11 protein-coding genes are annotated in these 15,276 nt (G+C 55.5%); 4 read left to right on the forward strand and 7 right to left on the reverse strand.

What is annotated here, in order from left to right:
• Positions 1–11: 11 nt before the first annotated feature.
• From RZ35_RS06520 to RZ35_RS06535, 4 genes are all read right to left on the reverse strand, one after another.
• A complete protein-coding gene (locus tag RZ35_RS06520) occupies positions 12–1,280 on the reverse strand; it encodes an ABC transporter permease (RefSeq protein WP_026742571.1) in 1,269 nt (422 codons plus the stop codon).
• Positions 1,281–1,315: 35 nt separating this feature from the next.
• Complete coding sequence (locus tag RZ35_RS06525) at positions 1,316–2,347, reverse strand: ABC transporter substrate-binding protein (protein WP_026742572.1); 1,032 nt, start codon at positions 2,345–2,347, stop codon at positions 1,316–1,318.
• 311 nt (positions 2,348–2,658) lie between these two features.
• Entirely contained in the window at positions 2,659–4,119 is a 1,461-nt protein-coding gene (locus RZ35_RS06530; RefSeq protein WP_026742573.1) for an NAD-dependent succinate-semialdehyde dehydrogenase, read from the reverse strand.
• Positions 4,120–4,129: 10 nt separating this feature from the next.
• Complete coding sequence (locus tag RZ35_RS06535; protein ID WP_026742574.1) at positions 4,130–5,395, reverse strand: 4-aminobutyrate--2-oxoglutarate transaminase; 1,266 nt, start codon at positions 5,393–5,395, stop codon at positions 4,130–4,132.
• Positions 5,396–5,518: 123 nt separating this feature from the next.
• Here RZ35_RS06535 and pdxR point away from each other — a divergent pair, with 123 nt between their 5' ends.
• Together pdxR and RZ35_RS06545 are read left to right on the forward strand one after the other, a co-directional pair.
• Entirely contained in the window at positions 5,519–7,012 is a 1,494-nt protein-coding gene (gene pdxR / locus RZ35_RS06540) for a MocR-like pyridoxine biosynthesis transcription factor PdxR (RefSeq protein ID WP_026742575.1), read from the forward strand.
• A gap of 306 nt (positions 7,013–7,318) precedes the next feature.
• A complete protein-coding gene (locus RZ35_RS06545; RefSeq protein WP_026742576.1) occupies positions 7,319–8,413 on the forward strand; it encodes an ABC transporter ATP-binding protein in 1,095 nt (364 codons plus the stop codon).
• A 221-nt stretch (positions 8,414–8,634) separates the two neighbouring features.
• Here the strand turns inward: RZ35_RS06545 and yiaY are convergent, their stop codons facing one another.
• Both yiaY and RZ35_RS06555 read right to left on the reverse strand, forming a co-directional pair.
• Positions 8,635–9,783 (reverse strand): L-threonine dehydrogenase, encoded by a 1,149-nt coding sequence (gene yiaY / locus RZ35_RS06550; RefSeq protein WP_026742577.1) that lies wholly within the window; start codon positions 9,781–9,783, stop codon positions 8,635–8,637.
• Between the two features lie 500 nt (positions 9,784–10,283).
• Entirely contained in the window at positions 10,284–10,532 is a 249-nt protein-coding gene (locus RZ35_RS06555) for a GlsB/YeaQ/YmgE family stress response membrane protein (protein ID WP_026742578.1), read from the reverse strand.
• A gap of 450 nt (positions 10,533–10,982) precedes the next feature.
• On the opposite strand from RZ35_RS06555, the gene RZ35_RS06560 reads away from it, so the two are divergent.
• The gene (locus tag RZ35_RS06560) at positions 10,983–12,254 is read left to right on the forward strand and encodes an acyltransferase family protein (protein WP_026742579.1); all 1,272 of its coding nucleotides are present in this window, start codon (positions 10,983–10,985) and stop codon (positions 12,252–12,254) included.
• Between the two features lie 221 nt (positions 12,255–12,475).
• Positions 12,476–13,537 (forward strand): DUF481 domain-containing protein, encoded by a 1,062-nt coding sequence (locus tag RZ35_RS06565; protein ID WP_026742580.1) that lies wholly within the window; start codon positions 12,476–12,478, stop codon positions 13,535–13,537.
• A 140-nt stretch (positions 13,538–13,677) separates the two neighbouring features.
• Here the strand turns inward: RZ35_RS06565 and RZ35_RS06570 are convergent, their stop codons facing one another.
• On the reverse strand, positions 13,678–15,252 hold the full coding sequence (locus tag RZ35_RS06570) for an ABC transporter substrate-binding protein (RefSeq protein ID WP_026742581.1): 1,575 nt from the start codon (positions 15,250–15,252) through the stop codon (positions 13,678–13,680).
• Between the last annotated feature and the right edge of the window lie 24 nt (positions 15,253–15,276).

Raw genomic sequence — 15,276 nt, forward strand, 5'->3', positions numbered from 1 at the left:
CTGTCCTCCTGTTAGTGCGCGGCAATTTCTGCGTTGGTGCGAGTCACACGGATGTAGACCACATACAGCAAGGTGACGATGACCAGCAGTTGCGTCCCCAGCGCCGCCGCCATCCCCCAGTTCATGGTGGTATTGGTGAAGAACGCCACAAAGTAGCTCAACATCTGATCCCCCGGACCGCCCAACAGCGCGGGCGTAATGTAGTAGCCAATCGCCATCATGAAAACCAGCAGCGCACCCGCCGTCACGCCGGCATAGGTCTGCGGCACATAGACGCGCCAGAAGGCGATAAACGGATGCGCGCCCAGCGAAATGGCAGCGCGGACATAGTTGGGCGAAATCCCCTTCATCACCGCGTAGAGCGGCAGAACAAAAAACGGCATCAGGATGTGCGTCATCGAGATGTAAACCCCGACGCGGTTGAACACCAGCACCAGCGGATGGTCGATGATATTCAGTGCCATCAGCGATCGGTTAATTAGCCCGCCGGACTGCAACAGCACAATCCAGCTCGCCGTGCGCACGATCAACGAAGTCCAGAACGGCAGCAGCACGAGGATCATCAGCAAATTGGCGCGATTTGACGGCTGTTTGGCCAACCAGTACGACAGCGGATAGCCCAGCCCCACGCACAGCAGCGTGACCACTCCCGCCATTTTTAGCGTGCGCACCAGTACATCGACATAAAGCGACTGTTCCGGCGGCTGCGCCGTTATCACATTGGTCTGCGGGTCAACCCGGTGATCAAACACGGCAAGCAGGTAATAGCTGGTAAACGGGCGCGACGCACGTTGAAGGGTTTTCCAGGTGTTCAGTTCACCCCACAGCGGCTGATCCGCAATGAGCTGTTCACGTACCGAGTCGCTATCGGCGGGCGGCATTTTACGCAGTGTGCGGTTAATCAACGTACGGTATTGACCGTCTTCATACCCCAACCGTTTCGTGATCGCCGCCACTTGGCCGCCGCTGCGGGCCTGACGGAGATCGGTAATCAACGCCTTGAACACGTCCTCATCAGGAACCTCATTGCCCGACCACTCTTTTAACGCGGCGATAGTGGCGGGCATATGGGTACGCAGTTCAGGGTTGGATACGCTCTTGCCCAGAATCGAAAAAATGGGGAACAGAAAGCTGGCCAGGATAAACAGAAACAGCGGCGCAATTAGCAGCAGCGAACGTTTTTTATAACGCGTCTGGGCATGACGCAGCTGCTGTTTCAGGCTGGCGTTTTCCAGGGGCTGGGCCGGTGGCGCAACAGCCACCCTTTCGTTCTGGGTCATCAATTTTCTCCTTACTCTTTTAGACCATCGCGGGATTACTGCTGAGCAGCCCAGGAATTAAAGCGCTGTTCCAACTCTTCCCCGTGATCGATCCAAAATTCGGTATCCACTGCCAAAGATTGTTCCAAGTTTTCCGGCGCTGTCGGCAAGTTAGAGCGGATGGCGGCAGGCAGCAGTTCGTTGGTTTTGATATTGGTAGGGCCGTAGGCGATGTTTTCCGCAAAGACCTTCTGATTTTCCGGTTTGTTGGCAAAGGCGATAAACTGTTCCGCCAGCGCCTTGTGCTTGGAGCCTTTGACGATGGCCCAGCTATCCAAGTCGTAAATGCTGTCTTTCCAGACGATATTGATGCCCGGCTTCTCTTTCTGCGCTACGGCGACGCGACCGTTATAGGCGGAGGTCATCACGACATCGCCGGAAACCAGCCACTGCAGCGGCTGTGCGCCGGACTCCCACCACTGGATATTGGACTTGATTTGATCGAGTTTCTTGAACGCGCGATCCACGCCGGCGGGCGTTGCCAACACTTTATACAGATCTTCACGCTTCACGCCGTCGGCCAACAGGGCGATTTCCAGCGTGAACTTGGCGCTTTTACGTAAGGCACGTTTGCCGGGGAACTTCTGCACATCCCAGAAATCGGCCCAGCTGGTCGGCGCCTGTTTCAATTTGTTGGCGTTGTAGGTCAGCACCGTCGACCAGACGAAGATCCCGGCGCCGCATTCGGAAACGGAACCTTTCACAAACTGGGACGGATCTCCCAGCTTTTTCCAGTCCAGCGGTTCCAGCAGCCCTTCGTTACAGCCGCGGAGCAGCTCCGGCCCTTCGNCTTCGACGATGTCCCAGCTGATCTGGCCAGTTTCAACCATAGCGCGCAGGCGCGCCATTTCGCCGTTATATTCCCCGGATTCAATCGTGCCCTTGCCCGCCGCCATAAACGGCTTGTAAAACGCTTTGTCCTGCGCATCCTTGTTGGTGCCGCCAAAGGAAATTACGGTCAGGTTTTCAGCCCAGGCCTGAGAGCTTATTGCGGCAATCAGCGCGGATAAAGCAAATTTTTTCAACATAATCTGACTCCTGGTAAAAGTGTGAACGCAATGCCAAACGGCGGCACTTTAGAGTTGTGTGAACAATCATTGCTGTGGTGATGAAGCCCCTCTTTGTAAAAGCATATTTCGTGCCACTTTGGGTAAAAAAGGGGGAATTCAGGCGGCGTTGGGCGGGATAAGGACCTAGCCTGAACATGTGCAGTGCGCACGATTTTATAGGGGAAGCGTTCTGGGGAAGATTTGCTTTAGGGTGGTGCATTCAGTGAGTTCGAATGCACCACAATGTGACGGAGCGGTGACACGGAATGGTCTTCCGCGTCAGTCCGGCATCAGGCTGATGGCGTGAGATCCACGCAAAGATATTTCATCTCCAGATACTCTTCGATGCCGAAGCGCGATCCTTCGCGACCCAGTCCGGACTGCTTGACGCCGCCAAACGGCGCGACTTCGTTGGAGATAAGCCCGGTGTTGATGCCGACCATGCCGTACTCAATCGCCTCCGGCACGCGCCACTGACGAACGGCATCACGCGTGAAGACATACGCCGCCAGTCCAAACTCAGTGTCGTTCGCCATCGCAATGGCGTCGGCTTCATCTGTGAACGGAAACAGCGGCGCGACCGGGCCAAAGGTCTCTTCGCGCGCAAACCGCATCTCGCGCGTGACGTCGCCAATCACCGTTGGGGTGAAGAATGTGCCGCCCAGCTCGTGGGACTTGCCGCCGAGCAACAGCGTGGCGCCTTTCGTCAACGCGTCGTCGATGTGCTGACGCACTTTGTCGACGGCCTGTTCATCAATCAGTGGCCCCTGCGTGACGCCAGGCTCAGTGCCGTCGCCGNCCTTGAGTTTTTTCACCTCTTCGACCAACCGGGCCGCCAGCGCCGGATAAATCCCGCGCTGTACGTAGATTCGGTTAGCGCAAACGCAGGTCTGGCCGCTATTGCGGAATTTGGAGGCCATGATGCCTTTCACCGCCAGTTCAAGGTCAGCGTCGTCAAACACGATCACCGGCGCGTTACCGCCCAGTTCCAGAGACAGCTTTTTCACCGTCGGCGCGCTTTGCGCCATCAGGATACGCCCGACTTCGGTCGAGCCGGTAAAACTGAGTTTGCGTACCACCGGGCTGTCGCACAGCACTTTGCCCACCGCCGGTGCTTCGCCGGTGATCACTTGCAATACGCCAGCGGGAATGCCGGCCTGAACAGCCAGTTCACCCAGCGCCAGAGCGGTAAACGGCGTCTGTTCGGCCGGTTTGACGATCATGGTGCAGCCTGCCGCCAGCGCTGGCGCGGCCTTACGGGTAATCATCGCCGCCGGGAAGTTCCAAGGGGTGATGGCCGCCGTCACGCCGATAGGCTGTTTCAGCACCAGCAGTCGCTGATTGGCCTGTGGAGACGGGAGTACGCTCCCCTCAATGCGTTTGGCCTCTTCCGCAAACCACTCGATAAACGCATTGGCATAGCCGATTTCGCCGGATGCTTCCGCCAGCGATTTTCCCTGCTCGGCCGTCAGCAGCGCCGCCAGATCGGCCTGATTTTCGCGGATCAGACGCGCCCATTCGAGCAGTACGGCGGCGCGCTCTTTGCCCGTGCGCTGACGCCAAGACGACAGCGCTTTTTCCGCCGCGGCGATTGCTTGTTGAGTCTGTTCCGCCGTCACCAGCGGGATTGTCCCCAGCGCCTTCCCGGTTGCCGGGTTGTTGACGCTGAGCGTTTCGCCGCTCAGGCTATCCTGCCATTGGCCGTCAATAAGACATGACTGACGAAATAATGTTTTATTTTTCAATTGCATGAAGCCACCTTTACTGAGACAGAACGCGGGACAGGAGCGTCAGGGCCTGGCTGAACTGGGCATCGGGAATCGTCAGCGGATACAGGAACCGGATGACGTTGCCGTGCACGCCGCAGGTCAGCAGCAGCAGCCCCTGATCCAGCGCCGCCTTCTGATATTTTTTGGTGATTTCCGCGCTCGGTTTGCCCGTCTGCGGGTCGTTGAATTCCACCGCGACCATCGAACCGCGAGCACGAATATCCGCGATTGCCGGACAGTGCGCTTTCGCCTGTTCCAGCGTCTCTACCAGTGTAGCGCCGAGCTTCTGCGCTCGCTGGCACAGTTGCTCTTCTTCGATAACATCCAGTACGGCCAGGGCGGAAGCGACCGCCAGCGGGTTACCAGCGTAGGTGCCGCCCAGTCCGCCAGGCCCCGGCGCATCCATCACGTCGGCTCGTCCCNCCACGCCGGAGATCGGGAAACCGCCGCCGAGGCTTTTCGCCATCGTAATCAGATCCGCTTTGTCCTGGTAATACTCCATGGCGAACACTTTGCCGGTACGCGCGAACCCGCTCTGAACTTCGTCGGCGATCAGCAATATGCCATGCTGGTCGCACAACTTGCGCAGTGCGCTGATGAATTCCGGCGGCGCCACATTGAAGCCGCCTTCACCTTGAATCGGCTCAAGAATAATGGCCGCGACCTGATCGGCGGCAATGTCCGTATGCAGCAGGCGATCGATGCTTTCCATCGCCTGTTCAACGCTGATGCCCTGATGCTCATTGGGATAGAGCGCATGGAAAATGGATCCGGGGAACGGCCCGAAACCCGTTGAATAAGGGGCCACTTTGCCGGTCAGGGTCATCGTCAGCAGCGTTCGTCCATGAAAAGCGGCGCCGAAAGCGATAACCCCCGGACGATGAGTATGCGCACGTGCGATTTTAACCGCATTTTCAACGGCTTCCGCGCCAGTAGTGAAAAAAGTGGTTTTAGCCGGGCCGTCGATAGGCGCCAGCCCGNTGATGCGCTCCGCGAGGGTGACGTAGCTGCCGTATGGCACAATTTGATAAGCGGTATGCGTAAAGCATTCCAGCTGTTCGCGCACCGCTGCCAGCAGTTTGGGATGGCGGTGACCGGTGTTCAGTACGGCGATACCCGCAGAAAAGTCAATATATTCATTACCTTCCACATCCCACAACGTCGCATTTTCCGCCTTGGCCGCAAAAAAATCACACATGACGCCGACACCACGCGGTGTGGCCGCCAAACGACGTTGATTGAGTTCGCTATTTTTCATTTTGTTGACTCCGATTCTATAAACTGACGCATTGTTTGCGGCTGACGATTGACGTCTGTTGCTATTTACCGCCTGCATGGTTCTATAATCCAGAGCCAGTTTATAAAATTTGAGGGATCCAATTTGCGCTCGCTACTTACAGACCTGCTGTTGCAGGGGTTGGAAAACCAGCAGGATGGGACGTTGAATAAACGGCTGAATGACGCGATTCGGCTGGCCATCCTGGAAGGCGCTATCGCTCCCGGCTGCCGCCTGCCCTCATCTCGGGATTTGGCGCAGCAACTGTCGCTGTCGCGCAATACGGTGATTGCCGCCTACGAACAGCTGTTGGCCGAGGGCTATATCGAAACGCGCACCGGCAGCGGAACTTACGTTACCGAGCAACTGCCGCCCGTCGCCGTTCCCCCGCTGCGGGACAATAGCGATGGCGCTGTGCGGCCCTCGGTGCAAGAGCTTTCGCGTCGCGGAATGAACCTGCTCGGTTATACCGGCGCGTCGGCGCGTCAGTGGGGGGCGNTCATGCCGGGGATCCCGGATATCACCTGTTTTCCTCACGATTTGTGGCGCAGGCTGCAAACGCGCATCACCCGTCGCATGAAGCCGGAGCAGCTTTCGTACTCGCCGAAAGGCGGCAGCCCCGAACTTCAAGAGGCGCTAGTCGACTATCTGCGCGTCGCACGTTCGGTGGAGTGCCGCCCAGAGCAAATACTCATCACGGAGGGAACGCATCAGGCGATGGATCTGCTGGCGAAAATGCTCTGCAATCCCGGGGATCTGGCCTGGTTGGAAGAGCCGTGCTACTGGGGGATGCGCAATGTACTGACTATCAACGGGCTGCGCATTGCGCCTGTCGATGTGGACGAGCAAGGCATGGTGCCACCTGAAACGATTTCGCCTCAGTCGATACCGCGCCTCATCTGCGTCACGCCATCGCATCAGTATCCGCTGGGTGCGGTGATGAGCCTGGCGCGTCGCCAGCGATTACTCGCCTTGGCGCAGGAGCACGGCAGCTGGGTTATCGAGGACGACTACGACAGCGAATTTCGCTTTTCCGGCAGCCCGATCCCGGCGCTGCGCGGCTTGAAGAATCAACCGCCGGTAATATATATCGGCACGTTCAGCAAAACGCTCTATCCGGGTCTGCGGGTGAGTTACATGGTGCTGCCGATGCATCTGGCGCGAGAGCTTAAAACCGGTCACGACGAGCTGTACCGCGGCGGTCACATGCTGACGCAGCTGACCCTCAGCCAGTTTCTGCGCGAGGGCCACTATGCCGCGCATATTCGCCGGATGCGCCTGCTGTACGGCCGCCGCCGGGCATTGCTTAGCGAGCTGATCGTAGAACATCTCGGCGAAGACTATCTGGGCTATAACAGCAACGCCGGTCTGCACCTGATTTTACGGCTGCCCGAGGCGACCGATGACGTGCTGCTCAGCAGCCGCATCATTCAGCGCGGCGTCATGGTGAAACCCCTTTCCAGCTACTATCTCCACCCTCGCCCCCAGCGCGGTCTGCTGCTGGGGTACGCTTGCGTCAAGGAGGAAAATATGGCGCGGGCGTTCTCCGTGATCGTGAGCTGTTTGAAGGAGATGCGGACCCGTGCCAAGCCGGCTTAACGAGGCACGCGAAGGCACTATTTTGGTNCCTTATTCCCTGAATGCGTTCACCATTATGAGGCATCGCCTCTGTTACCCTCGCGCTCGCCGTATCGAAAACTGTTCAACCTGCCCAGTCATACTGTTGTTAACAGCGGCAAACCACTCACGTCATTTTCCTCGCGGCGACCTTGAGATATCCGTCCTGCCCACGGCCTAACGCGCAGGTCATCCCGGCGACACTCCCACGTTGCCACCCGCAATTTTTCAAGCAGGCATGATTTATGCATCTATCGTTGAATACAGACACAGTGAGAGAGTGCCTTAATGAAAAACTTTGTCAGCTTCAAAAATATTCAAAAAACCTACGATGGCGATCGTCTGGTCGTCAAGAACCTGAATCTGGATATCCAGGAAGGCGAATTTCTGACGATGCTTGGCCCGTCCGGCTCGGGTAAAACCACCAGTTTGATGATGCTGGCCGGGTTCGAAACCCCGACGCAGGGAGAGATACTGCTGCGCGATACCCCGTTGCATAATCAGCCTGCGCACCAACGCGGCATCGGCATGGTATTTCAAAATTACGCCCTGTTTCCGCATATGACCGTAGCGGAAAACCTGGCCTTTCCCCTCTCTATCCGCCGCCTGAATCGCAGTGACATCAAAGAGAAGGTCGACCGCGTTCTGGACCGCGTCAAATTGACCACGCTGGCCGACCGCTATCCGGCGCAGATGTCCGGCGGACAACAGCAGCGCGTGGCGCTGGCGCGCGCGTTGGTGTTTGAGCCGCGTTTAGTGCTGATGGATGAACCGCTAGGGGCGCTCGATAAACAGCTGCGTGAACATATGCAATTGGAGATTAAAGAGCTGCATCGCGCATTGGAGCTGACGGTGGTTTATGTGACTCACGATCAGAGCGAAGCGATGACGATGTCCGACCGGGTGGCGGTATTTAATGACGGCATCATCCAGCAGATGGACAGCCCCAACGATATCTACGAACGTCCGCAAAATGCGTTCGTGGCGCAGTTTATCGGCGAGAACAACACGCTGATCGGCACGCAGTCAGGCAGCGATGGCGACTATTACAACGTGACGCTGGGTGATGGCACCGTGTTGAAAGCGCTGAAGGTCCGCCCCAGCTCTCCCGGCAAAACGGTTTCGCTGTGTATCCGTCCGGAAAGGGTCAAAATCAACGCCGAACATCTACAACCCGGCGCGCAGCAGGTGAATGCGCGTATCAGTCAGTTTATCTATCTGGGCGATCACGTACGGATGATGACCGACGTCGCGGGGCAATCTCAATTTATGGTGAAACTACCGGCGAGCGATGTGGATCCGTCCTGGAAGGTCGGCACGGGGGTAAAACTGTCCTGGATGCCAGAAAATCTGCGCGCATTGGATGTGATCACGACACATTGATTTCCGCCAGCGACACCTCGAAAACTCACTTGAGTTAAGGCAGTCAGGCTGGCGTGGCTCTTTTTCTCGCCAGTCCGACGCGACATTTGTGGACGTGTCCCCATCAATCATGTTGCTCATGCTGTCTCGCCAGCCGGGTGAGCACTCCGCCGCCTTACCATCATCCTCCGGGCATAAAAAAGGGCGGCTTACGCCGCCCACATGAGGGTATGAAACCTGGATTACATCGCGGCCGCAAAGATAGATACGATGTCAGCGTGCGTACCTTGTCTTGGGTTGGTCAGGCTGCAGGCATCCTTCAGGGCGTTGTCGGCGAGCGTGTTGAAGTCTTCTTCTTTTACGCCCAGTTCTTTCAAACCGGTTGGAATGCCAATGTCGTTGGACAGCCTGACGATAGCGGCAATCGCCGCCTCGGCCGCCTCGGCGTCGCTTAAGGTAGCCACGTCAACGCCCAGAGCTTTCGCCACATCTTTCAGGCGAGCGGCGGCAACAGCGGCGTTATAGCGCACAACGTGCGGCAGCAGGACGGCGTTGCAGACGCCGTGCGGCAGGTTGTAGAAACCGCCCAACTGGTGAGCCATCGCATGCACATAACCCAGAGACGCGTTGTTGAAGGCCATCCCCGCCATAAACTGCGCGTACGCCATTTGTTCACGCGCTTCCATATTTTTACCGTCGTGTACCGCATTGCTCAAATGGTCGCGAATCAGCTCAATCGCTTTGATCGCGACGGCATCCGTGATGGGATCTGCGGCGGTTGATACGTAAGCTTCGATCGCATGCGTTAATGCATCCATACCTGTTGCCGCCGTTAATGACGCCGGCATACCGACCATCAATGCCGGATCGTTAATAGACATGAGAGGAGTGACGTTCTGATCGACGATAGCCATTTTCACGTGGCGAACTTCATCAGTGATGATGCAGAAGCGCGTCATTTCAGATGCCGTCCCCGCCGTCGTGTTGATGCCGAACAGCGCCAGCTGCGGACAATGTGATTGATCAACCCCTTCGTAATCTGCAATCTGGCCACCGTTGGTCGCCAGCAACGCAATCCCTTTCGCACAGTCATGTGACGAGCCGCCGCCCAAGGAAACAATGCAGTCACAGTCGTTGGACTTCAGCAAGTTCAGTCCTTCATCCACGTTTTTGACCGTCGGATTAGGTTGCACGCCATCATAAACAGCACTGAAAACCTGATGTTCACTCAGCAAGGCCTGCACCGTGGCGACCACGCCGATTTTGTTCAATACGCTATCAGTCACAATCAGCGCGCGCTTGAAGCCCTGCGCCTGAATCTGCCGTGCCGCTTCCTGTAAAGATCCTTCGCCCATCAGGTTTACTGCCGGAATATAAAATGCGCTACTCATTTTTTTCACCATATCCATTGATTTTAAATGTTAACTGGCTGCAATCCTACCACCGAGGTATGCGGGTTAAATTGATTTAAAACAACTTAAACGGACGGGTTATATCGCAATTGAGCAGAACACCCCTTAAAAACATCAATGATTTACGTGATTATGTTAATGAAATGATAAACATTTTCGAATCACAAGGGATATCGAAAAAAGTCAGAATGCCGCCGAGAACCGTTAGCTGGCGCGGGGTGAAGGATACCTTATAGCTTAAATAATTATTTTAATAAAAATAAATATTAAATTTAAGTAACAAAACAAAATAAGGGTGGCGACAGGGATATAAAAGAGAAATATATGGATGACGGAAAGCAGGAAAGCAGGAAAGCAGGAAAGCAGGAAAGCAGGAAAGCAGGAAAGCAGGAAAGCAGGAAAGCAGGAAAGCAGGAAAGCAGGAAAGCAGATTTTTTCACGTCCGCACCCCATCGGATGCGGACTGGGAGCGCTAAAAGCTAACTGCGAATTTTACGATAGATCCAAAGCACCACCAGAGAACCAATAACGGCCACGATAAAACTGCCAAAGTTGAAACCGTCTACGCGGCCATAGCCGAAGAAGGTACTGATATACCCGCCAACAACCGCACCAATGACGCCCAACAGAACCGTCATGAAGAAACCGCCGCCATCATTCCCCGGCATGATCCACTTGGCGAGGATACCCGCGATCAAACCGAAGATAACCCATGAAAGAATGCCCATACCTACCTCATCTAGTTAGTGACTGAACTGTTTGCCCATTATATGGCTCGCAGCTTAATGGTTTATCAACCATCGCAATTCGAAACCGAGGTTAAGTATAGTCAAAATTCCACGTTACATCTCTCACTGAATTCGACTGCTTGTTTGTTGACCTCTCGCTGTTTTTAACTAACTTCGCGTCCCTGTAACAGGCGGAGAACGTCGTATCGCATCACAAAAAAACGACTAGACCGGAATGCCTTTTTATTAGTTAATAGCTTTCTCACGGTTAGGCGCCATTCATCTGCGATAACCCTTTAGCTATAACGTCTCAACTACGGTGACGGGGATGCTTAGCGTTGTATCCAAAGCATTTATCACCCGATTCCTAGATATATTTCCGCGTTTTTTTCCTAAACTGAGATAATTGTACTGTTTAAACCCTGGCAGCCACGCATACGGAGGATAGAGATGAAAGTCAGTAGAGAGAGGTTTATCGGACTTGAATGGCTCCGTTTCCTGCTGGGATGTTACGTCATGGTCTACCATACGCTGCACGTTTATCCTCAGCGGTTCAACATCCCGTTTCTGGATGAATTGACCAGTATGGGGTTCTTTGCGACGAGCACTTTCTTCGTGTTGTCCGGGTTCTTGCTCGCCCACGTGTATATCCGGGACGGTCAGCTACGTGAACCAGCCCGACGATTTATGGCCAAGCGTCTGTTCAATCTCTACCCCATTCACATCATTGGCCTGGTCAGCTCGATCCTGGTCGTCATGTTGATGCAATGGCTGGCAATACCGCCGGAAGGCCAGGTCGCCAGCGCGCGGTTCGTGATATATGACAGTAATCAACCTGGCGTCGACCCGGCCACGCTGCGTCACTATATGGATAACGTCCAGCTCACGTTCAACAGCCTGCTGCAACTGTTGTTGCTACAGGCGTGGAACCCTTATTTTCTGACCTTTAACGCGCCATTGTGGTCGCTATCCACCCTGTTCTTCTTCTATCTGCTGTTTCCGCTGCTGGCGCCCCGGCTGATGAATAGCCGCTATCCGCGCCGTTGGCTGGCGTTCATCTTCGTACTCTATCTGGTGCCCGCGGTATGGGTGGTCTGGCACAAACTGTACGGCATGCCGTATACCGGTCTGTTGCAACGCGGTCCCATTTTCCGGCTGCCCGAGTTTCTGGCGGGGATTCTCGGTTATGCGATTTTCCGACAGTACAAAGACGGCGTCGTCCCTGCGCTGACAGCGCGTCAGCGCAGAGGGCTGGTGGCCTTTATTGTGGTCTGTTTCATCATCGCCACCGCTCTATTTACCCGTGGAAGAGCGCACTGGTACTTCCTGCTGCACAACGGTCTTTTACTGCCTTCGCAGGTCCTGCTAGTCTGTCTGTCGGCGCAAGCCCGCGACCCCAGCAGCGAGATGATCAGGAAATGGTCCCCGCGACTGGGCGCCGCGTCGTTGTCTATCTTTGCGCTGCATGTGCCATTATTTAATCTTTACCGCACGCTTGAGCAGTTGGTCCGGGCCAATCCCATGACCTGCTTCACCAATTGGTCTCAGTGCGTTGTTACGGCGGGTCAAGTACAGCTTTCAATGACCGGTTACGGCATTTTCCTATTAACGACGGTCGCGCTGTGCGTCATATTTCAGGAACAGGTGGTAGTGCGGATACGTAACGCGCTGACGGACCGCTTTCTGAGCCGCCGACTCACAGAGTCGAGCAGCGCAGCTTGATCTTTTCGCCGTGGGAAGCGCGAGTTTCCCACACGGTTATACCGGTAAATCGTTAATGACCTCGGTTATAACGATTTACATTCTAATCGATACTCACTTATGCCTAGAGACACGACTCGTTTCCTGTTAATGTTTGCGGCACCGGTATCAACCGGTGTTCTAACGGCCGAGCGTCTCAAGGACGTCTTTCCACATCAGTCACCCTTTGTTTATCTCACAACATGACATATTCCAAATTTGCACTATCCACTCTCGGCCTTTACGTCGGCCTGAGTGTCGCAGGTGTTTCCACCAGCTACGCCGCCGATACCCTCTGGCTGACCAATGGTGACAAAGTCACTGGACAAATTACCCTGCTGGACAGCGGCAAGCTGTTCATCAAAACGGACTATGCCGATACGCTGTCCGTTTCCTGGGATAAGGTTAAAACCTTTCAGACAGACCACGCGATGGTTATTCAGGGACATCGTTATGAAGAAGGTGTGCTCTACCCGGCCATCAAACCAGCGGAAACCCGCGGGATTGTGGTTCAGAAGCCTCTGAGCGACGGCGGCGTTCAGGCTGGAACGTCGAACGAAGGCACGCTTGCGCTAAGTGACATCAACTCTATGATCGTCCCTAAGCCGCTGGTGCAGGACCTCTCCTGGAAAGGCAACATCGATGCCAGCCTGTCGCATAAGAAAAGCTCGACGACGACCAACAATCACGATGTGGTGTTAAGCACTAAACTTCTGCACGGCACATGGCGTCATAACCTGGACGCTGGCTATCATATGGCCGAAGAAGACGACGTAGACAGCACCAAGAACGTCGGGGGTGAATATGCGCTGGATAAATTCATCGACGAAAATTGGTTCTGGCAGGGCCGCTACCAATACAAACGCGACTGGGTGGAAGAGATCAAAATCAGCCGCTCAATCGGTACCGGTCCGGGTTATCAGTTCTGGGATAATGATTTGGGCGCCTTCTCCATGACCGCATTGGTAAGCAGCCAGCAGTTCGTCTATCAGGAAGAAGGCCAGGACGACTTCTTCGCTGGGGCTTTGAAATGGGACTACAGCCGTTACTTCTCCGGGAAAAAAACACAGCTCTTCACCACGGGCGAAGTCGGACGTTCCTTCGATGAAACGACCAAACTGTACTTCAAAGCCGGGGCGGGACTGCGTTATAAGCTTACCAACTGGTCTTCCGTGAGCATGCAGGTGGCTCGTAACCGCACGCAAAGCGTACAGGGCAATGTCAACGACACCCTGTACTCGCTAGGTCTGGGTGTCGGCTGGTAATTCCGAGCGTGCTGCTGCATCGGTAGGCCCCCTTCTGCTACGGGCATAAAAAACCATCGGCCTCGCGGTCGATGGTTTTTTTTGCGGCTCTCTCACCGCCGTTGCACCGCCGCATGTATACGCCGGGCAGCGTGGTCGCTCTACTTGGAGATATCGTCGTAATACAACATGGAGTTGGCCAGACTTTGTTTGACGTCCTTCAGATTGTCGCGCACCGCCACGAGACGCATGCCCTGAAGCATCACCACGAACGGGGAACGCTCGCGAATCTCCTGCTGTAACGTTTGGTACAACGCTTGCCGTTTCTCACGATCGCGCTCGGCCGCCGCCGCCTGCGTCTGCCGGCTTAGCTCCGGAATATCCCAACCCACGCGCCACGCCAGCGTTTTCGGGCCGTTTGGCACGTTATAGGCAAAGGTGCTGGCATTCGTATTCGGGTCTATGTAGTCCGGCCCCCAGTAAACAAAAATCGACTGGAAATTGCGCGAGCGCATTTTCGTCCATAACTCGCTTTCCACCACCGGCTGCACGTCGATATGAATGTCGGCTTGGGCAAAACTCGCCTGTAGCGCCTGCGCAATATCCGTGTACGGCGGCTGATTGATCACGGTGAGCGCGAAACGAGTGCCCGATTTGATACCGGCATCGCTGAGGATTTTCTTCGCTTTATCGACGTCCAGCTTAAAGGGTTGCGCTTTCGCCGCGCCATCAAACCCTTCCGGCAGGAAGTTCTGATGCACGATGAATTGACCGTTAAGCAGGTTTTTCGAGATCCCTTCATAATCCACCAGCCAGCGTGCCGCCTGCCAAAAGGCAGGGTTACCCAGCGTCGGCGCCTGTTTATCTTGCGTATTGAAGCCGAGATAGTAGATTTTGCCGCCCGGCGAGGTGCTGATCCTGACGCCCGGCTGATTCGCCAGTGCGCTGAACTGATCCGCGCCCAAATCATACGCCACATCGGCATCGCCCTGAATCAACAGCAGACGACGCGCGCCCGGATCGGCCACATCCTTTAAAATGACCTGCTTGAGCTTCGGCTGTTTCACCCCGTGCGTGTTGGCAGTCAGCACCAGCGCCTGCTGCGGAATATAGTTGCGGAGCTGATAGGCGCCGCTCCCCGCGGAGTGATTTTTCAACCAGCCGCTGCCAAAATCATCGTTGACGCTATGGCTGGACACCACTTTGCTGTCGACGACGGACGCCACGCCGGAGGACAGCAGCCGGAGCGCCAGGTCGCTGCCGATATCCGCCGGCCAGCGGACCTCCAGTTGATGGTCATCCCGCTTTTTAAACTGCGCATCCACGTTTTCCGGTTTCCAGCCCAGCTCGTTTAAAATAAACGCCGGCGTTTTGTTCAGCTTCACCGCCCGAGTGAACGAGTAAATCACGTCGTCTGCCAATACCGGATTGCCGGAGGCAAAAGTGGCTTTCGGATCCAGCGTGAAGATCAGACTTCGCCCGTCCGCGCCGACCTGCCAGGATGTTGCCAGGTCGGGGTTGAGCTGAGTCGGGTTAACGCGATCGCTTTTCACCAGCGCCTGATACAGTGCATCCAGCGAACTGGTGCTGACCGTTTCAAAACTCTCTGCAGGATCCAGGCTGATAATACCGTTGAGGGAAATCGCCACCACCAGCGTATTCGGCGGTGTCGCCGCTCGCAGCAACGGACTGGCAAGCAAAACCGTCGCCAGGATAACGGGAAGCCACTTTTTCATATTGTCTCCATGGCACAAGTTCAA

Origin of the sequence: Lonsdalea quercina subsp. quercina (assembly GCF_000688655.1) — a bacterium.
In the GTDB taxonomy this organism is placed as follows: Bacteria; Pseudomonadota; Gammaproteobacteria; order Enterobacterales; family Enterobacteriaceae; genus Lonsdalea; species Lonsdalea quercina.